General features: G+C 39.2%; 21 protein-coding genes and 1 riboswitch. Of the genes, 8 read left to right on the forward strand and 13 right to left on the reverse strand.

All coding sequences use genetic code 11. The annotated features are described in order from the left end of the window. Window positions 1-82 precede the first annotated feature (82 nt). From AAEY68_RS01370 to yaaA, 3 genes are all read right to left on the reverse strand, one after another. Window positions 83-766 (reverse strand): hypothetical protein, encoded by a 684-nt coding sequence (locus AAEY68_RS01370; protein ID WP_024592854.1) that lies wholly within the window; start codon window positions 764-766, stop codon window positions 83-85. Between the two features lie 238 nt (window positions 767-1,004). Beyond that, window positions 1,005-1,961 (reverse strand): mechanosensitive ion channel family protein, encoded by a 957-nt coding sequence (locus tag AAEY68_RS01375; RefSeq protein ID WP_024592853.1) that lies wholly within the window; start codon window positions 1,959-1,961, stop codon window positions 1,005-1,007. 121 nt (window positions 1,962-2,082) lie between these two features. Then, window positions 2,083-2,862, reverse strand: a complete 780-nt coding sequence (yaaA, locus tag AAEY68_RS01380; protein WP_294119770.1) for a peroxide stress protein YaaA — start codon at window positions 2,860-2,862, stop codon at window positions 2,083-2,085. A gap of 225 nt (window positions 2,863-3,087) precedes the next feature. Between yaaA and tal the strand changes: the two genes are divergently transcribed. After that, window positions 3,088-4,038, forward strand: coding sequence for a transaldolase (tal, locus tag AAEY68_RS01385; protein WP_007376481.1), 951 nt, complete (start codon window positions 3,088-3,090; stop codon window positions 4,036-4,038). A 224-nt stretch (window positions 4,039-4,262) separates the two neighbouring features. Next, window positions 4,263-4,451 (forward strand): DUF3545 family protein, encoded by a 189-nt coding sequence (locus AAEY68_RS01390; RefSeq protein WP_007583746.1) that lies wholly within the window; start codon window positions 4,263-4,265, stop codon window positions 4,449-4,451. Between the two features lie 107 nt (window positions 4,452-4,558). Here AAEY68_RS01390 and ung read toward each other — a convergent pair whose 3' ends face one another. The 8 genes from ung to AAEY68_RS01430 all read right to left on the reverse strand — a co-directional run bounded on the left by ung (window position 4,559) and on the right by AAEY68_RS01430 (window position 12,705). Then, window positions 4,559-5,221 (reverse strand): uracil-DNA glycosylase, encoded by a 663-nt coding sequence (gene ung, locus AAEY68_RS01395; RefSeq protein ID WP_024592852.1) that lies wholly within the window; start codon window positions 5,219-5,221, stop codon window positions 4,559-4,561. After that, window positions 5,218-6,078, reverse strand: a complete 861-nt coding sequence (locus AAEY68_RS01400) for a cobalamin-binding protein (protein WP_024592851.1) — start codon at window positions 6,076-6,078, stop codon at window positions 5,218-5,220. The genes ung and AAEY68_RS01400 overlap by 4 nt, the downstream gene beginning before the upstream one ends. Next, on the reverse strand, window positions 6,078-6,677 hold the full coding sequence (cobO, locus tag AAEY68_RS01405; protein WP_350585392.1) for a cob(I)yrinic acid a,c-diamide adenosyltransferase: 600 nt from the start codon (window positions 6,675-6,677) through the stop codon (window positions 6,078-6,080). The genes AAEY68_RS01400 and cobO overlap by 1 nt, the downstream gene beginning before the upstream one ends. After that, the gene (locus tag AAEY68_RS01410) at window positions 6,670-8,154 is read right to left on the reverse strand and encodes a cobyric acid synthase (RefSeq protein WP_350585393.1); all 1,485 of its coding nucleotides are present in this window, start codon (window positions 8,152-8,154) and stop codon (window positions 6,670-6,672) included. Before AAEY68_RS01410 ends, cobO begins: the two co-directional genes overlap by 8 nt. Window positions 8,155-8,158: 4 nt before the next feature. Next, the gene (locus AAEY68_RS01415; RefSeq protein ID WP_350585394.1) at window positions 8,159-9,163 is read right to left on the reverse strand and encodes a FecCD family ABC transporter permease; all 1,005 of its coding nucleotides are present in this window, start codon (window positions 9,161-9,163) and stop codon (window positions 8,159-8,161) included. A 1-nt stretch (window position 9,164) separates the two neighbouring features. Further along, a complete protein-coding gene (locus tag AAEY68_RS01420) occupies window positions 9,165-9,977 on the reverse strand; it encodes an ABC transporter ATP-binding protein (protein ID WP_024592847.1) in 813 nt (270 codons plus the stop codon). Between the two features lie 561 nt (window positions 9,978-10,538). Continuing rightward, window positions 10,539-10,690, reverse strand: a riboswitch (cobalamin riboswitch). A gap of 43 nt (window positions 10,691-10,733) precedes the next feature. Continuing rightward, window positions 10,734-11,666, reverse strand: coding sequence for a porin (locus tag AAEY68_RS01425; RefSeq protein ID WP_007583738.1), 933 nt, complete (start codon window positions 11,664-11,666; stop codon window positions 10,734-10,736). Between the two features lie 166 nt (window positions 11,667-11,832). Next, window positions 11,833-12,705, reverse strand: a complete 873-nt coding sequence (locus AAEY68_RS01430) for a LysR family transcriptional regulator (RefSeq protein WP_007583736.1) — start codon at window positions 12,703-12,705, stop codon at window positions 11,833-11,835. Window positions 12,706-12,796: 91 nt separating this feature from the next. Here AAEY68_RS01430 and AAEY68_RS01435 point away from each other — a divergent pair, with 91 nt between their 5' ends. Both AAEY68_RS01435 and AAEY68_RS01440 read left to right on the forward strand, forming a co-directional pair. Beyond that, the gene (locus AAEY68_RS01435; RefSeq protein WP_007583734.1) at window positions 12,797-13,171 is read left to right on the forward strand and encodes a MaoP family protein; all 375 of its coding nucleotides are present in this window, start codon (window positions 12,797-12,799) and stop codon (window positions 13,169-13,171) included. 86 nt (window positions 13,172-13,257) lie between these two features. Beyond that, on the forward strand, window positions 13,258-14,493 hold the full coding sequence (locus tag AAEY68_RS01440; RefSeq protein ID WP_024592846.1) for a response regulator: 1,236 nt from the start codon (window positions 13,258-13,260) through the stop codon (window positions 14,491-14,493). Between the two features lie 17 nt (window positions 14,494-14,510). On the opposite strand, the gene rarD is transcribed toward AAEY68_RS01440, so the two are convergent. Further along, window positions 14,511-15,428: an EamA family transporter RarD gene (gene rarD / locus AAEY68_RS01445; protein ID WP_024592845.1), complete on the reverse strand. Its 918-nt coding sequence runs from the start codon at window positions 15,426-15,428 to the stop codon at window positions 14,511-14,513. Between the two features lie 51 nt (window positions 15,429-15,479). Further along, complete coding sequence (locus AAEY68_RS01450; protein ID WP_007583728.1) at window positions 15,480-15,935, reverse strand: thioesterase family protein; 456 nt, start codon at window positions 15,933-15,935, stop codon at window positions 15,480-15,482. A 385-nt stretch (window positions 15,936-16,320) separates the two neighbouring features. Here AAEY68_RS01450 and recQ point away from each other — a divergent pair, with 385 nt between their 5' ends. The 4 genes from recQ (at window position 16,321) to AAEY68_RS01470 (ending at window position 20,962) form a co-directional block, all read left to right on the forward strand. Continuing rightward, on the forward strand, window positions 16,321-18,144 hold the full coding sequence (gene recQ, locus AAEY68_RS01455) for a DNA helicase RecQ (protein WP_350585395.1): 1,824 nt from the start codon (window positions 16,321-16,323) through the stop codon (window positions 18,142-18,144). A 7-nt stretch (window positions 18,145-18,151) separates the two neighbouring features. Then, entirely contained in the window at window positions 18,152-18,436 is a 285-nt protein-coding gene (locus AAEY68_RS01460; protein ID WP_007583724.1) for a DUF3630 family protein, read from the forward strand. A 171-nt stretch (window positions 18,437-18,607) separates the two neighbouring features. Next, window positions 18,608-20,317: a BamA/TamA family outer membrane protein gene (locus tag AAEY68_RS01465; RefSeq protein ID WP_024592844.1), complete on the forward strand. Its 1,710-nt coding sequence runs from the start codon at window positions 18,608-18,610 to the stop codon at window positions 20,315-20,317. 69 nt (window positions 20,318-20,386) lie between these two features. After that, on the forward strand, window positions 20,387-20,962 hold the full coding sequence (locus AAEY68_RS01470) for a mechanosensitive ion channel domain-containing protein (protein WP_010553281.1): 576 nt from the start codon (window positions 20,387-20,389) through the stop codon (window positions 20,960-20,962). Window positions 20,963-20,980: the final 18 nt, after the last annotated feature.

The following is a 20,980-nucleotide window of genomic DNA, read 5'->3' on the forward strand; positions in this document are numbered from 1 at the left end:
TAAACTTATTTGTATAACTAATTCATAAGCGCGGCTTGTTACTCCAACACAAGCTGCGCTTTTTTATGTTTATTTTTTGTAGTTATTTCAATTTATCTAGTTGTTGAATAACATCACTTAATTTAAAACTACTTTTTTGTGAATTAAAACTTTCAACAAAAACTTCTTTAAAACTGCTTACCGTAGAATCTTCATTTAGCTCAAAAGGAAAACCCTTAAGTTCCTTTGTTTTTGGATTAAACTTATAAACAAAATTGTCACCACTTAAACCCGCTGAAAAAACGTAATGATGATTATCAACCCATCCTGCCGCGCCATGAAATAGAGCAATATTTATTTTATCGTTTTGAGTATGTACGCCGACTTTAACTACATTATTTTTATTGAATGCGGCTTTTGTTATCTCTTTACTGGGGATAAACCAAAACCCTTTTGTATTACCCACAAACACAGCTAAATATTCATTATCAGGTGACCAAGTGATAACGTTACTTTCATAACTTTTTCTAGGGCATAAAACATCATCTGAGCTACAAAACTCTCGTAACTTCTCTTTTTCAATATATGCCGCTTTATTTGGTAAGATTAATGTAGAGGTAAGGTTTTTGTTTTTATCGAGAAAAAGTATTTCAGCGGTATTGTTATCTATATTTAATTTATAACTCACATCATATTTAGCATTATATTCGTTACCTACTGAAATAAAGCTAATAACTAGGCTTGAAAATAAAATTATTTTTGTAAACCATTTAATCTTTAACTTCATTTGTTTGTAATCCTAATATCTAAAAAAATACACCTTGTATAACCAATAATTGCATAATAAATAGATAAAAGGGAAACTTACCTTATAAAAAATACGTTACAAAATCTGCTGGAGAAAATAATTAATGAATAAAGAAAAGTGACTTGAACTAATTAAAAAGCGCATTTTTACTCTGTAAAAATGCGCTGTTGGTAAGTAACTATTTCCCAATGCTTTTGCCTAATGAGCTTTAACTAAATTACTCACTTTGGCTAGAGTCAGCACCGTCGCTACTGTCTTTATTTGATGACTGCTGGCTTATTTTATCGCTAATCATGGCATCGAGTTTTTCGCCCCCTTTAATGCCAAAGTCGAGCGTACGAATTGGGAATGGAATACTAATGTCCGCCTCGTCTAGTGCTTGCTTAACGGCAACTATACCTTTATGGCGTACCGTCATAAAGTCAGGCTCGCCTGGGTATTTAATCCAAAACCACACCAGTAAGTTGATGCTGCTGTCACCAAAGCCTTCAGCGTATACGGCGGTTTCGTCTTTGCGTATTACAAAGTCAAATTCGTTAATTTTTTCGACTATAACGTCTTTTGCTTTTTCTATGTCATCGCCGTACGAAATACCTACAGGTACTTCTATACGTCTTATACCTAGCGTGGTGTAATTTTTTAGTACATTTCTAAATAAGACTTTGTTTGGTACAAGTATTAGTTGCCCGTAAAAGCTCTCTATTAGCGTGTTACGTAGGTTTATAGAATGTATCGAACCAAACACATCATCGGTTTCTATTACATCACCTGTTTTAAATGGCTTACGTACACCCATTGCTATACCAGCAATTAGATTTTCGGTCATGTCTTGAAACGCAAAACCAATGGCTAAACCCACAATACCCGCACCAGCAAGTAGCGAAGTAACGGTGCCTTTTAAGCCAACAAAATCGAGCGCTATAAATAAACCTATGCACAACACAATAACTTTAAAAATTGACGCCATTAAGTCGGCAATTTGTTTTGAGTCGAGTGAGCGGCGTAATACGTTTTTCATCAGCTTGCCAGCAAAGCGTGCCAATATTGAAAACACTATTGCGATCAGTATCGCAACTATAAAATTAGGGATATGACTTATTACAACATCAAACCACCCTCCGAGCTTTTCTTCTATTAGTTTTTCGGCTTCGTCAATTGACGGAATGCTGATCATTTTATTTGCACCTATTTAATTAGTGTTCTCATTAATATTAGATGAGATTGCAAATATAACGCCAACATCAAAAAAGCCATGCAATGCATGGCTTTTAAATTTTTTATTTAAGCTTATAAACCTAATTTTGTTCGTCGCGCATAAATACCGGCTCAAGCTCTTTAGCTGTTGCCTCTGGGCTAAAGTAATAACCTGCTACCGTAAATTCTTTAAGTTGGCTTAATTGCGTTACTTTATTTTCGATAATGTAGCGCGCCATCATGCCGCGTGCTTTTTTAGCATAAAAGCTAATTACTTTGTATTGACCGTTTTTACAGTCTTTAAAGTGCGGGGTAATAATTTGTGCATTTAATGCTTTTTTATCTACCGCTTTAAAGTATTCGTTTGAAGCAAGGTTAACTAAATATTGTGCGTCTTGTGCTTTTAATACGTCGTTTAGTTTATTCGCTATTACGCTGCCCCAAAACTCGTATAAGTTTTTGCCACGTGAATTTTCAAGCTTGGTGCCCATTTCAAGGCGGTAAGCTTGCATTAAATCAAGTGGTTTTAATAAGCCGTATAAACCTGAAAGTATACGTAAATGGTTTTGTGCGTAATCAAGCTCGCTAGCTTTAAGCGTGCTTGCATCTAAACCACCGTATACATCGCCATTAAAGGCAAGTGCGGCTTGTTTAGCATTACTTTGTGTAAACGGCTGCGCCCACTCACTAAAGCGTGCTGCGTTAAGCCCAGATAGCTTGTCGCTAATTTTCATTAAACTGCCAATTTGCGCTGGTGTTAGTTCACGGCATACTTTCATGAGCTCTTCGCTGTGCTCTAGTAATTCAGGCTGAGTGAACTTGTCTGTTGCGGGTGGCGTTTCGTAATCAAGATTTTTTGCAGGTGAAATAACAGTGATCATAGTTAGCTATTGACTTGTAATTTATTTAGTGTCAATTTCAACATTAAATGAAACGAAAAGCACGTTTTGTTTAAATAAATCCTCTCTTAATAACCCATGCATTGCCGTTTTTTTATTGATCAGGACATAAGACCTATCAAGCATTGTCACACTGTTGCAGTATGGATTAGATATATTAAGAGTGATTAGATTTTTCTTTTAACTTGCTTGGAATGAGGAAAGCAAATGACTTCAGCTCTACAAAGGCTAAAACAACATTCATCTATTGTGGCCGACACTGGTGATATTGAAGCTATTAAAAAGCATCAACCAGAAGATGCAACTACAAACCCGTCGCTTTTATTAAAAGCGAGCGAGATTGAAGCATATAAGCCTTACTTAGATAAAGCTTGGAGCTACGCAAAAGAAACCGAGCAAGAGCCTGCTAAACAACTTGAACTAGCATGTGATTACTTTGCCGTATTACTAGGTAAAGAAATTAGCGCTATTGTACCTGGTTATATTTCTACTGAAGTAGATGCACGCCTTTCGTTTAATACGCAAGCTACGATTGATAAAGCACATACCCTACTTAGCCTTTACGAAAAAGAAGGTGTAAGCAAAGACAAAATTTTAATTAAAGTAGCGTCTACATGGGAAGGTATTAAAGCCGCTGAGCAGCTAGAAAAAGAAGGGACTAAATGTAACCTTACTTTATTATTTAGCGATGCCCAAGCCCGTGCTTGTGCCGATGCAAACGTATTTCTAATTTCGCCATTTGTTGGCCGTATTTTAGATTGGCACGTTGCTAACGGTATGGAAAAACCAACCGATCCGCTACAAGATCCAGGTGTTCAGTCTGTACGCAGCATTTTTGAATTTTACAAACGTCATGACTACAAAACAGTTGTGATGGGTGCAAGTTTCCGTAACACAGGCGAAATTATTGCACTTACAGGTTGCGACAAGCTAACTATTAGCCCTAATCTTTTAGAAGATTTAGGTAACCTTGAAGGCGCACAAGAATATTTGCTTGAAAGCGATGTTCCACAAGAGCCAAAACCAGAGCCATTAACAGAAGCACAGTTCCGTTGGTTACATAACCAAGATGCTATGGCTACTGAAAAACTAGCTGAAGGTATTCGCTCTTTTGCTGATGCACAAGAACAACTAGAGGCGCGCTTTAAAGCAATGTAATTTGCTATAATCGTGTTTTAGAAAACGTCGCAATAGCGGCGTTTTTTTATGCCTAAAATACGCTACCCCTCTATATAATCTTCATATCGACTTCATATAATCATCGTATAAACCTTCATCAATTAATCACACTTATGTAACATAACTGTCACTTTTTTATTCTATTTTAACTAGGCCTGTGGTATAGGTATTCTTGAGGTCAATAAAATCAATAGGAGAAGTTTATGGATAGCCTAAACGATATATTAGAGATATTAGAAGGACCAGATACAACAAGGAAAACCTCTCAGAAAAATAAAAAAAGAAAATGGCGTGAAATAGAAGCAATAAAAGACAAACAGCGCCTACGTAAAGAACTACAAGAACTAGACTACTTTACAGACAGTATTGCGATTGAAGAGCTCGACTTTTAATTCAATACGCCCCAACTAAACAAAAAGGCTTCCGATATATGGAAGCCTTTTTTAATGCGCTGAAAATAGCTGCATGAGATAAATTTATTATTCAGAGCTCAGGTTATTTACACCTGCCAGTTAATCGGTTTTTCACCTTGGGCTTGTAATAGCTCATTCGTTTTTGAAAAATGCTGACAGCCAAAAAAGCCTCTATGCGCCGAAAGCGGTGATGGATGCGGCCCTTTTAAAACATGATGGCGAGCGCTATCTATGCCTTTACCTTTTTTTTGTGCATGTGCACCCCATAAAATAAATACCACACCTTCGCAGTGTTTATTAATATGCGCTATTACATTATCGGTAAATTGCTCCCACCCTAAATGCTTATGAGAATGCGCTTGCCCTTGCTCAACGGTCAATACTGTATTGAGTAAAAACACGCCCTGATCTGCCCAGCTTTGCAGGTACCCATGTTCAGGAACAGCAAAACCGCTGATATCGGTAGCTAACTCTTTGTACATATTTTTAAGCGACGGCGGCAGCTTTTTTACATCAGGCAATACCGAAAAACACAAGCCATGCGCTTGCCCTTCTCCGTGGTATGGGTCTTGTCCTAAAATTACAACGCGGATGTCATTTAGTGCTGTGGCATCAAAAGCATTAAATACTTGAGGTTCAGGCGGATAAACAGCAACACCTTCATTGCGGCGATTAGCCACATACTCTAACGTTTCCTGCATGTAAGGTTGCTGTAATTCACTTTCTAAAAATGTAGCCCAATCGCTCATTGTGTACTCTTAATCTGTTTACGTGATGCGTCTATTTTATCACACATATCCGCGAGTCCATCTAGCATGCGCGGAGTAAAACGATGTAATAAATCGGCATTTACGCTAATAAATTGATCATTTTTAACAGCGGGCACTTCTGGCCACTTTTGCCAATTAACAACCGGCTGTGGTGTTTTTGATTTTTCATCAGGGATAATAATAACTTGTGGCTTAGTAACAATGACATTTTCGATACTAATTTGTGGGTAATCTGTAACGCTCTGTGCAAATACATTACTTACATGGCATGTTTCAATCAGTTGGCTTATCCATGTATTTTTACTTACTGTCATCATGGGCTCAGCCCATAACTGATAAAACCCGGTAATATTTTTTTTATCTTGCTGGCTTTTAACAATACCATTTAGCTTATGTTTAAATGCGCTTGCCGCTTGCTGGCTTTGCTTAATGTTCCCTGTAAATTCACCAAAAGTAAGTAACTCGTCGGCTACACCAGCGATTGTGGTGGGATTACTCAAATATACTTTTATGCCAAGGCGCTCTATTTGGGCTAAATCTTCGCTTTGATTTCCGCTTTTCCACGCAATTACTAAGTCGGGTTTAAGCGCCAATACTTTTTCAAGCGAGATGCCGTAATAACCCCCTATGCGCTCAATACTTTGGGCTTCACTTGGGTAGTCGGCGTAATCAACCGTGCCCACAATATTATCGCCCGCCCCTATGGCAAATAGGTTTTCGACTATATGTGGTGCAAGCGCGATTATTCGCAGTTTTTTAGAATCCTTGGTCTGCTCTGTAAGTGCACTGCCCGATACACTAAAAAGCAGCAGCCCAATAAAAAGCGCTTTAAACATTAGTAATCAAACCCTTCAAGCGCTTTTATGCCCGAATCGAATGCGTGTTTTACATTACGCACTTCACTTACAGTGTCGGCAAGGTCTGTTAAAGTACGGTGTGCTGCACGTCCTGTAATAATAACTGACTGCATGGGCGGACGGTTATTAAGTGCTGTTACTACTTCATCCAAATCAACGTAGCCGTAGGTCACCATATACGTAAGCTCATCGAGTAATACTAAATCAATACTGCTATCAGCAAGCATGCGTTTTGACTCTTGCCATGTTGCTTGGGCGGCCGCTGTATCGGCTTCTTTATTTTGCGTATCCCAGGTAAAACCGGTGTTCATTACAACAAACTCAACGCCTGCACCTTGTAATAAATTACGCTCGCCACATTCCCACGTGCCTTTAATATATTGGCAAGCGGCTGCTTTTTTACCATGCCCTACGCAGCGTGCTACAACGCCAAAACCCGAGGTTGATTTACCTTTACCGTTACCGGTAATTACCTGAAAAATACCTTTTACATCTTGTGCTGCAGCAACGCGCGCATCCACTTGTTCTTTTACTTTTTGTTGGCGCTGCTTGTGCTTATCATTGTTTTGTTCAGTCATTATTGTGCCCTTCATAAATCGAGATAATTTGCTGTATATTTAAATGCGTTTCGCACATGGTTGCTAATCGTTCTAACTGCTGCTCGCGGTGAGCGGCAATACTAATTGGGTTAATTGAGGCGCTTGGTTTTACCCATTTTAAAATTTGCGATGTAGCATCGGCTTCATCAAACAAACCATGTAAATAGGTGCCCGCAATGGCGTTATCATCGCTAATAAAGCCATCAAACGTAAAACCATGTGGGTGGTTTTCATCAAAGGTTAAAAATGGCTTATCAAGCGCTGCACCTTGGCTAATCCCTGCATGTATTTCGTAACCACTACAGGGTGTTGATTGGTTATTTAAAAGCAGTGTAGCGGTTATTTTAGTTAATACTTTTTGTGCTGTCAGCGTGGTTTCAAAGTCGCATAGAGCAAGCCCATTCACTTGTTTTAATGACGATTCAATACCATCGGGATCGTTGATTGTATTGCCCAGCATTTGCATGCCGCCACAAATGCCAAGTACTTTGCCACCATAGCGTAAGTGGCGCTTAATTTGAGTGTCCCAGCCTTCATTTTTCAAAAAATTTAAATCGCCCAGCACATTTTTACTGCCTGGGAGAATTATCAGATCAACTTCTGGAATCGTTTGCGTATGGCGCACGTAATTTATATTAATGTTTGGGTGCAAACGCAGTGCATCAAAATCGGTGTGGTTACTAATGTGGGGAACAAGTAGCACTGCAATATTAATTGTGGCGTTGGTTACATTATTATCAATTGCGACGGCGTCTTCGGCATCAAGCGCAAGATCGTGCAAATAAGGTAATACGCCAAGCACGGGTTTGTTTGTGTATTCTTCAAGCCAATCTAGCCCGCCTTGCAGCAAACCTATATCGCCTCTAAAGCGGTTTATAACAAAGCCTTTTACGCGCGCCTGTTCTGACTCGCTTAACAACGCAAGCGTACCTACCAAATGTGCAAACACACCACCTTTATCAATATCGGCAATAATAATGACAGGGCAATCTACCTCTTCGGCGTAACCCATATTGGCAATATCGTTTTCACGCAGGTTTATTTCAGCAGGGCTCCCTGCCCCTTCAACAAGGAGTAAATCAAAACGCTTAGCTAAGCGGTTATGTGAGGTAATTACTGCATCCATCGCCACTTTTTTATAGTCGTGATATTTGCCCGCTTCCATATTGCTAATGGCTTTTCCGTGAATAATCACTTGTGCGCCCGTATCGCTATTAGGTTTAAGTAAAATAGGATTAAAGTCTATTTCGGGCTCTACTTTAGCCGCTATTGCTTGCAAAGCTTGCGCACGACCAATTTCGCCGCCATCTTTTGTTACTGCGCTATTAAGTGCCATATTTTGTGGTTTAAAAGGCGCAACCTTTACCCCTCGCTTAGCAAATACCCTGCAAAGGGCTGCAACTAGGGTACTTTTACCTGCGTCGGAAGTAGTGCCTTGCACCATTAAGGTTTTCATGGAATTACACCCTTCGCTTTCTAAAAAACAATAAACTTAAAAAGAACACGCTACCAATAGCAGCGGTTATAACACCTACAGGTAACTCTTGGTTTTTTAGCAAGGAGCGCGAAAGTACATCAACCCACACCATAAATGTACCGCCCACTAAGCTGGTTACTAGCAATCCCGCGATGGTGCCTTGGGAGATAAAAAAGCGCACAATGTGCGGTACCATTAATCCTACAAACCCAATACCACCACACATAGCCACCAGCACAGCGGTAATTAATGAGCTCAAAACTAGCATAAGTATTCTAAAGCGCTGGACCCTAACACCTAATGTAATTGCGCTTTCATCGCCAAGTAACATGGCATTGAGCTGCCTTCTATAGCTCAGCATTACAAACGTACACAATGTAATTACCAATAAAGGTAACCAAAGCGTAGCCCACTGCGCACGAGCAAAGCTGCCCAGTGTCCAAAATAAAATAGCGGCTACCGCCTGAGGGTCGCTCCAATAAAGCAACAAGCTGGTAAACGCACTAAATAAAAACGACAGAGCAACACCAGCTAATAACATTGATTCTACCTGTGCACTTTGCTGCCTACCTGCAATAAGTATTAATAAACTCATAGCGAGTAAGCTGCCCAGCAGTGCTGCTGCCGATAGCATAAAGCCTGCGCTAATGCCTGCTAATGCCATAAGTAACACCACACCAAATGAGGCACCCGACGATATACCAAATAAGTAAGGATCGGCTAAAGGGTTACGCGTTACCGTTTGTAAAATAAGCCCCGCAATTGCTAAGCCGGAGCCTGCTAAAAAGGCGAGTAATGTGCGTGGCATTCTTAGTTCAAAAATAATACGCGTATTAAAAGACGCATCATTTGAGAGTAAAAAGCTATTAAGTACGTCTTGAAGTGAGGTCTCTGCTGCACCAAAACTAAGTGCTGCAAATAAGCTAAATAAAGCAGCTGCAGCACTTATAAAAAGCGCAAATGAGTGGCGATTATTAACTGCGCTCATATTATTTGTAACCATAAAAGTAAGTGATATGAGGGATGCTATTTCCCGACTTCGATATTTGCGGGTGGTCATTTACTTGGGCGCAGACACCAAAAACGTCGCCTAACATGTTTTCGGTTAATACCTCACTTGGCGTACCTGTATGTGTAATTTCACCGTTTTTAATAACCACTAGTTCATCGCACATTGCCGAGGCTAAGTTTAAATCATGAAACGATGCAAACACCGTTACACCCAACGATTTAGCAAGCTCCATTACCTGTATTTGGTATTTAACATCTAAATGGCTAGTTGGCTCGTCCATTATTAACAGTTGAGGTTGCTGGACTATGGCGCGGGCTATCAAGGCACGTTGCTTTTCACCGCCTGAGAGCGACTCAAAGCTTTGCTCACTATGATCTACCAACCCTACGGTGTTGATTGCTTGAATGATTTTTTGTTTATCAATGTTAGTTATTGAGCTAAATAACGATTTATGAGGCGTTAGGCCAAGCGCAATAACGTCAAATACGCTTAAGTTAAATTGCGACGGAGTTTCTTGCAAAACAACCGCTACTTTTTTTGCGTACTCATCGCTTTTTAGCTGCCAAATGTCGGTGTTGTTAAACTCTACAATGCCATCACTAGGTTTATTAAAACGATATAGACAACGCAATAAACTCGATTTACCTGCGCCATTAGGTCCAATTAAACCAACAAATTTACCTGTGGTTATTTTAAGGTTTATTTTTTTGAGAATCGTTTTATTGCCAATATCCCACGATACGTTTTTAACGTTTAGTAATGGTGTATTTAATGGCGTTTGAGTGTGCAATAGTCAGTCCTAGGCTAGGGTCTGTTGATCTTTCAAGGTTAAATTTGCAACAGTCTGTTTGGTATTTAGGCAAGGCAGAGCCTATGTAGTGTGGTTATTCCCCATAAATGGGCGATAACGTAGCATTAATGCCAAACAGGCGCTGCCCAAAGGGTTCTTCCTAGGGGCTATTTACTCTTTGTTGCTCGGTTTTTACTTAGCCCACTAGGTTACAAACCTCGCGCCGCGATTAAATAGCCCCTAGTTTGAACAAATTTTAATCCGCAAAGTTCAGCAGACCCTAGGTTAAACTCACTAAAAATGCGATAAAAATACTAATGCACTACAAGAAAAAATGAGTAAACCCGCTCGTTAAAAGAATTCATGCCAATTGCATTAAATTAGTGATTTATTATAGCGACAGATAAATAGCTTAATAACAAGGCGGAAATTATGACATATAGTTGTTATCACTAATTGCTCCCTGCATTGCTCTAGCTCCTGCATCCATGCAGTCGTATATCAATAATTTTTAACTAAGTTAGTAAGTTATTTAATTCGCTAGAAAGATCATGTTTTTAATAAAATTGGTATTATACCATTTGTATCTGACTTAAAGCTTTGCGCTAATTACAGTTGCGGGAACAGTCGAGGACTCGCACCTCATTCCAAATGAAGCTCTATTATGGGCGGCTAAGTAAATAATTTAAAGCAAAAAAAACCGCACTCAAAAGAGCGCGGTTAAAAAGGGAGTGTTTTAACTAATTTAGCGAATAGTTAAAACTTGTATTCCATACCTAAGCCTACGTAGTCTTGGTCAACGTTGTTGTCCATATCGAAGCTTGAGTAAAAACCAAATACTTTAATGTTTTTATTTAATTTGTGATCAAGACCAACTGAAATTGCTGACTTATCGTCGCTGTCGTCAAAGTCCATATCTTGGTATTGCACTTTAAATGTGTTGTTACCCATGCTGTAAGCAGCATTTAGCAAGTAACCATCCGCTTCTGCGCTGCCATCTACTGCTTCTTGTGTTTGGTACATTGCGCCCAATTTAAAGTTTTCGATTTTACCTTGGATTGATGCACGCACTACGTCGTAGCCATTTACTTCACTATCGGCTGCAATCGAGGCGTATACCGCGCTCTTTTTAAGTGCCACGTCACCGTATGTCACCGCCATTGAATAACCGTTATCAGCGTCTACATCATCTTCAGCTACAAAAGTAGCAAGTACTTTAAAGCCTTCGTATGAGTTTGATGAATAACTAACTGTATTTCCTAAGCGGTTTTCACCTTTAAATACATTTTTAATGTCGCCTTCAAGGTCGTTAAATAAATCTAACTTACCTTGAGATTGCTTAAGCGCAGTATCGTTACGACCAATTACAACCTGACCAAACGCACCTTTTAAACCAACATATTGGTTACGCGCAGAAATATTGTCGTCGTTATCGCCTTTTGAATCAGCATCAGACACATCAACTTGAAACTCAAACTTATATACCGCTTCTAAACTATCATTTATTTTTTCAGAACCTTTAACACCAAGACGAGATGCATTACTTTTTATCTCGGTAAAAGACCCTTCGCCATCATCAGATGATTGCACTGTTACATTCGCTTTACCGTAAATGTCTACGTCGGCAAGTGCATTAAAAGATAAACCACTTAATAGTGCTAAGCATAAGCTCGATTTTACAAATTTCATGTTATTTCCTTGGATAATCACAAAAGACTAATTTTCAAAACTGCTGCATTTTGTCATTCCTAAATGACAGTAATATTACAACGGAAATATTAATGTCTTTTTTTGTTAATAAAAATGCATTAAATGTGAAATAAAAATAACATGAAAGCCTAGTAAATGGTCGTACTTACTTATCTTGCTTTAATGACAAGCTTGGCGTCATTTGCGAAAGTAAATTAACTAAGGTTTCTATTAGCTCTTTTTGCTCGTTGTCTCTGTGATACGCTATAAATACGTCTCTTGAGGTGTTTTCTACCCCTTTAACATGAAACAACTCACCTTTTTCTAAATGCCCTTCTACCAATACTTGAGGTATAAATGCACTACCACCACATTGCAGTATTAAATCAAGTGCAATACGTCCCGTGCTGGTTCTAAAGTAAGGGGGTGTTTTTCCTGTAAACTGACGCGCATGCCAAAGAGAAAAAGTAGTTCCCCAATCCACATACACATATTGATTATCAAAAAAGTTTTCGTTCGTTGCAGTGTCGTATCCGCTTACTGGAATGATTGGCAACTCACAAATTCGCTCTACCACTAATTCATCTACTTTTGGTGGATCAAATAATATTGCCAAATCGAGAGTACGCTCTAATAAAAGTCGAGTGCTCTCTTGTTGTGCTTTAACTTCTGCAACCAACGACACGCCCGGCATCGCCGATACAATATTTGTTATACCAAACTGTAAAAAAGCATCCCAAATATTAGGCGTTCCTGCTAAGCTAATTTGCTTATGCATATTGTCGGCAAGTGCAACATCGACTTTGGCCCGCTGCATGCCCGTAATAATCATTTGTGCGTGCGGTAATAAGCGCTCGCCAGGTGCTGTAAGTTGAATATTATTACGCTGGCGAATAAACAAATTAACACCAAGCCCTTGCTCTAATTGGCGAATTCTAAAGCTCACTGCAGACTGCGTAATATAAAGGTTTTCGGCCGCTTTACCAAAGTGACGCGTACGCACTACCTCAACGAATGTTTTTAATAAATCGATATCCAATTTTTTATCCTCACGATAAAAATAATTTGTTTAATAAATTGCCAAACTTGCATCATACTCCAGCTAATTAATAGGGTATGAGGATAAAGCTATGAGCAATAACATTTCATTACTACGCCAAGCATTTGTTAGCCAACGTCAATTTTATGATGATCAGAATTTTCCACGTGGTTTTAGCCGCAGCGGAAACTTCACCTTATTAGAAGCCAGTATATTAGAACAACACGGTGTTGTTTTAAGAGGCTTATACAGTAAAACAATTGAGCCGCAAAACGAACATCAAGAACAGTTTGTAGCAGTAGTAACTGGCTCACAAGAACCTACTAACCCAATCGAACGTGCTTGGGTAAAATACTTAAAGCTAACGACCTGTAAAACTAAGTTTCATACTTTATTTGGCCGCTCAAAAATGTCAGGGCCGGCACCGATTAGCCAAGAGTATTATTCAGAAGCGGATAATCTGTAAGTACTTAAGTTATTTGCTTTTTTGCGTTTTAACAGTTACAACTTGTATAAGCAAATATTTTTGCAAAATATAAACAGGGTTGTTCCGTGACGCGAAAAATACTAATAGTTGAAGATACACCTGCAATGGCGCGAGTGCAAAAGCACATCGCGCTTAAAGCCGGTTATGAAGTCGATATAGCAGAGTCATTAGCACAAACAAAAGAGCTTATAAGTAAAAATAGCTACTTTTGCGCTGTAGTTGACTTTATATTACCTGATGCCCCATCAGGTGAAGCAGTACCCTGCACTGTTAATGCTGATATTCCAACGATTGTAATGACGGGCAATATTGATAAAAAAACTCGCGACACCGTAGAAAAATACCCAATCATCGATTACATCATTAAAGAAAACAAACAAGCTTACCAATACCTAGAAAAACAATTACACCGCTTACCTCGCAATGAAAATGTAAAAGTACTCGTTGTTGATGATTCTAAATCGACTCGACGATACATTTGCAGCTTGTTAGTTCGTCACAAATATCAAATTATTGAAGCACAAGACGGACAAGAAGCATTAAAGATGCTCGAAAGTTCACCCGACATTTCAGTCATCATTACTGATAACGAAATGCCAAACATGAATGGTGATGAGTTATGTAGCGAAATTCGCCGCTTATATAGCAATGACGAAAAAGCCATTATTGGTATTTCGGGCTCTGACTCTGTAGGGCTTTCTAGTTTATTTTTAAAAAATGGCGCAAACGATTATTTACATAAACCTTTTAATAGTGAAGAGTTTTACTGCAGGCTTAGCCAAAACGTCGATATGCTAGAACAAATAGCCACAATTAAACGCCAAGCCAACACCGATTACCTAACTAATCTACCTAATCGTCGTTACTTTTTTGAAGAAACAAACAAATCACTCAAAAAGATTAAAAATAAGCAAGGTTCAGGAGCGCTAGCCATGCTTGATATTGACCATTTTAAAATAATTAATGACACTCACGGGCATGATGTAGGCGACGAAGTATTAAAAGGGCTCTCCATTTGCTTTAGCAAATATTTTAAAAAGTATTTAGTGGCCCGCTTAGGTGGCGAAGAGTTTGCCGTTTACTTTGCAAATGCGGATAAACAAGAAGCGCTAAAAAGACTTGAAGGTTTTAGGTACTTTATAGAGGCGAACAGCCAAGAGTTTAGTAAAGAAAAAATCAAATTTACTATATCTATTGGTTTTGCAGATGGACCTGTTTATCAAATTGATGAATTATTAAAACAGGCCGATTTAAAGCTTTACGACGCTAAAGAATCTGGTCGTAATAAAGTAGTTAGCTAACAGCTCTATTAGGTTAATTATACTTCAGCGGCTGTAATAGCCGCTTTTTTACGTTTGCGTGATTGATTGTAAGAATCCCAACTAAAAATAGCTAGCGCACTCCAAATACATGCAAACGTTACTAATCTCTCAGCGTCAAACACTTCACCGTAAAACACCACTGCCAATATAAACATTAGGCTTGGCCCAATATACTGAAAAAAGCCTAATGTAGTGTATTGCAAACGCTTAGCGGCGCCGGTAAAACACAGCAATGGTAATGTAGTTACAATACCTGCACTAATCAGTAATGCATTAGTATGCCAATCGTTAGCTGGCAGGCTTGATGTTGCTGTAGGCACCATTAACCACCAATAAATGAGTGCAACAGGCAGTAATATAAGTGCTTCGAGTAAAATGCCAGGCAAGGCTTCAACGGGTAGTTTTTTACGTAACAAACCATAAAGCGCAAACGATATAGCAAGTGAAAAGGCAACTACCGGAAACGAGCCAAAACTAATTAGCTGCAGCACAACACCGGTAAAGGCCAGTGCCACTGCTACACCTTGAAACTTACGCAAGCGTTCACCTAAAAAGAGCATACCCAGTAATACATTTAAAAGAGGGTTTATGTAATAGCCCAAACTCGCATCAAGCATATGGTTATTATTTATAGCCCATATAAATAAACCCCAGTTAAACCCTAGTAATGTTGAGGTAATAACAAGCATAAGCAAAAGCTTAGGCTGAACAATAATGCGTTTAACTTTATCCCAATACTTTAAAACACTTACTACTAGTACTAAAAATACAACCGACCAAACAACCCGATGCATTAAAATTTCAAAGGCAGAAACATGCTGAATTAACTTAAAATATATTGGCGCAAGGCCCCACATAAAAAAAGCAAGACAAGCAAAAATAGCACCTTTACGCTGCTCAGTATCAATCGACATAATAAACACTTAGTGATTTAAAAGGCCGCTAGTTTACTTCCCATACACGTTTTATCCAACTAAATACGTGCCTGTCCCAAAAGCAATTTGAACTGATTGCTCATTATGTAATTCCATTCGACAAACACACACTTTATTACCTGAGCGAATAAGTGTGGCACTCGCTGTAAAGCTCTCTCCTTTACCAGGGCGCAAATAATCAGTGCGCAAGTCGATAGTCCCAAGCGTGGCTAATTTTGTTTGCACACTTCCTATATCTAAATCGGTGAGCTTATCAATCACGCTTGCTGCCGCGAGCATACCGCCTACATTATCAAGTACGGCTGAAATAACACCACCGTGCAGTATTTTTTGCGCAGGGTTACCAATGAGTACATCCTGCCACGGAAACGTAATTTTGGCCTGTTCAGGGCTCAACGACTCAACCGATATTTGTAAAAACTGGTTAAACGGCATGCCATTTACAAATAATGCACCCACTTGTTCAATTAACATTTCTTTATTCATTATTATTCTCTATGTTTAAACTGGTACGATGAGTAAAGCATAACTTAAGCAAAACTACGAGGTTCTAGTTAAATCATTTACTTAGCAACCTAACTTTAAGAAAGCAGATCTATCTTAATAAGCGGTTTCAACACTACCAGAGTTTAATTTACTTACAATAGAGTTGAGGTTAATACCAATTAGCTTAATTAAGCGATCTATCTGGAGGTAAGAAAATAGTGTCTATAACAAGGCAAAAAACTCGTTATTTAGTTGTTCTATATCAGAAATTTTTAACGCAGCTAGCGTCAGATTTGATCCCTCAAATTGATTAAGTAGTATTGCGGATTGGTATAAGTAACTCAGCTAAAGACATCTCACTAAAAAACCACTAAAATACCCGCCAATGAATACATCAACACCACCTTCTAGCACCCTTGTGCGTAAACCCGAAACTGTCCTCAAACAAGTGTTTGGCTACAGTGAATTTCGCGACGGCCAAAAAACAGTTATTGATGCTGCTATTAACGGCCAAGACTCGCTTGTATTGCTCCCTACTGGCGGCGGAAAATCGGTTTGCTATCAAATACCCGCTTTAGTGCTTGAAGGCGTCACTATTGTTATATCTCCACTTATTTCGCTAATGCAAGATCAGGTAACGCAACTGCAAGCTCTTGGGGTAAAAGCCGCTTACGTAAATAACAGCTTAGCGCGAGAAGAGCAGCAATTGGTGTATCAACAGCTTCATCAGGGGCAAATTAAGCTTTTATATGTGGCACCTGAAAAAGTATTACAACGCGAATTTTTAGAGCGTTTATCGCATTTAAATGTAAGCTTATTTGCCATTGACGAAGCGCATTGTGTGTCGCATTGGGGTCACGATTTTAGGCCTCATTACTTTCGCTTAAACGAATTAAAGCAACGTTTTGCACATGTCCCAATGATGGCGCTCACTGCAACTGCCGATAAAGCCACACGGTTTGATATAGTTGAGCAACTAAAATTACAACAGCCTTATATTCATACTGGCAGCTTTGATCGCCCCAATATTCGCTACACCATAGAAGAAAAATTTAAACCTATGGTGCAACTACTTCGCTACTTAAAAGAGCAAAAAAGCCAGAGCGGTATTATTTATTGCACCAGCCGAAAACGCGTAGACGACATTGCTGAAAAAATTGCAGATGCAGGGCTAAACGCTGCCGCTTACCATGCAGGTATGAGTAACGAGCAACGACAATTTGTACAAACTGGTTTTGCCCGTGACGATATACAAATAGTGGTCGCAACCGTTGCCTTTGGTATGGGGATTAATAAACCCAATGTGCGCTTTGTATTGCATTACGATATTCCAAAAAGTATCGAGTCGTACTATCAAGAAACAGGGCGTGCTGGGCGAGATGGACTTGCCGCAGAAGCCATAATGTATTTTGATCCAGCTGATATTGGTCGCGTTAGGCGCTTTTTTGAAGACATAGACGACGAACAACGCCGCCGCGTAGAAGAACAACGCTTTAATGCGATGGCAAGCTTTGCAGAAGCACAAACGTGTCGCCGCCAAATACTACTTAATTACTTTAGTGAATATCAGCGCGAGCCTTGCGGCAACTGCGATATTTGCTTAAATCCGCCAAAAAGCTTTGATGGTACCTTAGTCGCCCAACAAGCACTTTCGTGTGTATATAGAGCTGACCAACGCTTTGGCCTTGGTTACATTGTTGAATTACTACGTGGTGCAAACACTAGTCGCATACGCGATAACAATCATCATGAACTAAGCACTTACGGCATAGGTAAAGATAAAAGCAGTGAGTTTTGGCTCAGTATTTTACGCCAGCTTATTCATCAAGGCTTACTTAGCCAAGATATAACGCAAGGCGCGTCACTTAGATTAACAGAAGCCGCGCGTGCAATTTTAAAAAGTGAGTACGCACTACAATTAGCCGAGCCACGCCTGCAAGCCAAACACGTTTATCAAGATAAGTTAGCGCAATTTAATTACGACAAAAAATTGTTTGCTCGCCTGCGCGCACTTCGTAAAGAGCTTGCCGATGCCGACGATGTACCACCTTATGTGGTATTTAATGATAAAACGCTAGCCGAAATGGCGCAGCTTATGCCAACAAACGACAGCGAATTTTTAAAAGTGTCGGGTGTGGGTTTTACTAAGTTAAATAAATACGGCGGCGAGTTTTTAACTGCAATTCGCAATTACCTAGCTACAAATTAAGAATGTTATGACCCAAATAGAATATGACCACGCCCATAAATACATTTTAATTACGCCAGTCGAGCCTCCACACGATGAAGACTTTGAACTGTGGAGCACACTCTTTTTACACTCAGACGATGTAACACTCAATGAGTATTCTGCAGGCGCCGATCGCCATCAAGTTCGCTTTACCTATAATCAGCAGACCTTTAATTTAAACTATGAGCATTACAGCCAAAGTATTTGGATTAATGCCGAAGGCCATGAAGCTGAGCACTTATTAGCCGCTTTAGCATTTTATTTAAGTTAGCTTTTAATATCCCGCCCACAGGCGGTTCTAAACCAGGTTGGTTATTAACATAAGTGAATATGAGTAACAATTAATTAGTTTCAAAATCCATACCTTTTACTTACATTATAATAACAATGATGTAAGCTGATATTACGATAGTCATTTGCTACGTAGCAGTAAAGAGGTTTAATGGTGAACAAGAAATGGATAGCACAATGTTGTATTAGCTTAACGGTTTTAAGCTTTTATGTGCCTAATGCATTCGCACAACAATCTTCAACGAAAACTGATAACTGCCTTGTAGAACAGACAGATTTAAGCACAAATAAAAACTTACGCCGAGAAGTTCAAGACAAAACAACCCTCACGCACAGTAATAGTAACGCTAAAATAGCCTCAATAAAGCTCAAGCAACTTAATGTATTTAATACTGAGCTTGAAGAGGAAAATAATGCCCTATTCCGATTTGCTAACCGCGCTCATATTCAAACAGAGCCCGATGTCATTAATAACCTTTTATTATTCTCCCCTGGTGACAAGTACGATGCTAAAAAGCTTGCAGAGTCCGAGCGCCTACTTCGTAAAGAAAGCTACTTATATGATGCACAAATTAGTGCAATCGAAAACTGCGACGGTGACGTTAATGTAGAAGTGGTTACCCGTGATTTGTGGACACTTTTACCTGAAGTAAACTTTAGCCGTAGCGGCGGAGAAAATAAATCGAGTATAGGTTTTAGAGAATCAAACCTGCTTGGTTGGGGGAAGCGCCTTTCTTTGTCACGCACGACCGACAGCGATCGTAGCGGTTATTTATTTGTTTACGACGATCCTAATATTTTATCTACTCGCTACCGCGGCCGTTTAGAGTACGCTGATAACAGCGATGGCAAGCGCCATTTACTTGAGCTAATCTATCCATTTTACGCGATAGACACCCCTTTTAGTTACGGTATTTTAAGCTATTCTGAGCAGCGCGAAGAGTCACTATATAAACGCGGCGAAGAGTTTAGCGAATTTGATCAAACTACTGATTTAAACCGTGCATTTATAGGACACTCTAAAGCGCTTAATAATAATTGGACCCAACGCTTAACCTTAGGTTATACCGACGAGCAGCATACCTTTGAAGCTATAGACACTACATTTGCACCACTTGCCGATGACAGAAGTTTAAGTTATCCCTTTATAAGCGGCCATTGGTTTGAAGATAACTACATAAAAGTACGCAATTTTGACAGTATATCTCGCACTGAGGATTTAAACTTAGGTTGGAATATTAAAAGCTTAATTGGCTATTCAGACGAATCATTAAGTAATGACGACAGCCGCGCGGTGTATTCTTTTAACTTTAAAAAAGCCCACTTTACTAACGATAATACCTTATGGCGTTTTAGTGCTGATATTGATGGCTATTGGAATAAAGAACAGAAAAAACTCGAAAACTTTATGGCCACCAGCCAAGTACAATATTATTTAAATACCAGTGAAGACCAATCTTGGTATGTTAAAGCCCGGGTGCAATACGCCAAAAACCTTACTGCTGATCAACAACTTACTTTAGGCGGCGAAACAGGCCTGCGTGGTTACCCTATGGATTATCAACATGGCGACCGCAGCTTTTTAGTTAATCTAGAAAAGCGCTATTACTGGGAGTACGATTTACTACAACTATTTAAAGTGGGTGGCGCCGCTTTTGTAGATGTGGGCAGAGCATGGTTTAACGATAAAGATAATGGCGAAAACGCACATGTATTAAAAAATATAGGCGTGGGTCTTCGTTTAGCACCAAGTCGTGCAAACTCAGGAACCATGATCCACATTGATATTGCAGCCCCAGTTGATAGCTACGATGACGTAGACTCAGTACAGTGGTTAGTGAGCGTTAAAAACACTTTTTAAATAATACAAACGCGTTAAACTAATACCAATTGAATTAAATTAAATTGGTATTAAAGTTCAGGGCCTAATGTGGAAATAATAGAAGTTTTAGAATTGTTTGCATCACAATATAAGTTAATTGTCACTATAATCGCTATTTTGGTTTTCCCTCTGCTATTAAAAATAACCAAAAAATTACTCGAAAAAGCAATTAAGGGGAAAGTTGATTTACACCGAAAATACCGTGCAGAGCTCTTACTAAAAATTATACTCGCCTTTGTCGTGCTGTGTTTGGTTTTAGTATTTTGGGGTATAGAGCTGCGTGGTTTATTGGTTTTAGGCTCTTCTTTATTTGCCATGTTAGGGGTAGCACTTTTTGCCGCTTGGTCATTATTGAGTAACCTCACCGCATTTTTACTAATGTTTATTCAAAACGATTGCCGTGTTGGCTATTGGGTACGAATTATTGATGGTGCGAATCATATTGAAGGGCGCATTGTTGAAATGGGCTTAATGAATGTAGTACTTGAGCATATTGATGGGCACCGTGTAATTTACCCTAATAATTTATTTGTGACACGCCCTGTCATGGTTTTAAATAAAGAACCAAAGCCAACAAAAGCTCCCGTTATAAAGCGTATTATTGGCCCTAAAAAACATAGTTAAAAAAGTAATAGTCACAAA

The organism is Pseudoalteromonas sp. RB2-MNA-CIBAN-0110, assembly GCF_040309305.1.
GTDB classification, from domain to species: Bacteria; Pseudomonadota; Gammaproteobacteria; order Enterobacterales; family Alteromonadaceae; genus Pseudoalteromonas; species Pseudoalteromonas arctica.

What these genes read in the sequence shown, in the direction of transcription:
- cobO (WP_350585392.1), bottom strand. Translation starts at nt 6,677, where the DNA reads ATGACTGAACAAAACAATGATAAGCACAAGCAGCGCCAACAAAAAGTA.
- AAEY68_RS01390 (WP_007583746.1), top strand. Translation starts at nt 4,263, where the DNA reads ATGGATAGCCTAAACGATATATTAGAGATATTAGAAGGACCAGATACA.
- rarD (WP_024592845.1), bottom strand. Translation starts at nt 15,428, where the DNA reads ATGTCGATTGATACTGAGCAGCGTAAAGGTGCTATTTTTGCTTGTCTT.
- tal (WP_007376481.1), top strand. Translation starts at nt 3,088, where the DNA reads ATGACTTCAGCTCTACAAAGGCTAAAACAACATTCATCTATTGTGGCC.
- AAEY68_RS01410 (WP_350585393.1), bottom strand. Translation starts at nt 8,154, where the DNA reads ATGAAAACCTTAATGGTGCAAGGCACTACTTCCGACGCAGGTAAAAGT.
- AAEY68_RS01460 (WP_007583724.1), top strand. Translation starts at nt 18,152, where the DNA reads ATGACCCAAATAGAATATGACCACGCCCATAAATACATTTTAATTACG.
- AAEY68_RS01435 (WP_007583734.1), top strand. Translation starts at nt 12,797, where the DNA reads ATGAGCAATAACATTTCATTACTACGCCAAGCATTTGTTAGCCAACGT.
- yaaA (WP_294119770.1), bottom strand. Translation starts at nt 2,862, where the DNA reads ATGATCACTGTTATTTCACCTGCAAAAAATCTTGATTACGAAACGCCA.
- AAEY68_RS01465 (WP_024592844.1), top strand. Translation starts at nt 18,608, where the DNA reads ATGGTGAACAAGAAATGGATAGCACAATGTTGTATTAGCTTAACGGTT.
- AAEY68_RS01400 (WP_024592851.1), bottom strand. Translation starts at nt 6,078, where the DNA reads ATGTTTAAAGCGCTTTTTATTGGGCTGCTGCTTTTTAGTGTATCGGGC.
- AAEY68_RS01425 (WP_007583738.1), bottom strand. Translation starts at nt 11,666, where the DNA reads ATGAAATTTGTAAAATCGAGCTTATGCTTAGCACTATTAAGTGGTTTA.
- AAEY68_RS01415 (WP_350585394.1), bottom strand. Translation starts at nt 9,163, where the DNA reads ATGAGCGCAGTTAATAATCGCCACTCATTTGCGCTTTTTATAAGTGCT.
- recQ (WP_350585395.1), top strand. Translation starts at nt 16,321, where the DNA reads ATGAATACATCAACACCACCTTCTAGCACCCTTGTGCGTAAACCCGAA.
- AAEY68_RS01450 (WP_007583728.1), bottom strand. Translation starts at nt 15,935, where the DNA reads ATGAATAAAGAAATGTTAATTGAACAAGTGGGTGCATTATTTGTAAAT.
- AAEY68_RS01375 (WP_024592853.1), bottom strand. Translation starts at nt 1,961, where the DNA reads ATGATCAGCATTCCGTCAATTGACGAAGCCGAAAAACTAATAGAAGAA.
- AAEY68_RS01370 (WP_024592854.1), bottom strand. Translation starts at nt 766, where the DNA reads ATGAAGTTAAAGATTAAATGGTTTACAAAAATAATTTTATTTTCAAGC.
- ung (WP_024592852.1), bottom strand. Translation starts at nt 5,221, where the DNA reads ATGAGCGATTGGGCTACATTTTTAGAAAGTGAATTACAGCAACCTTAC.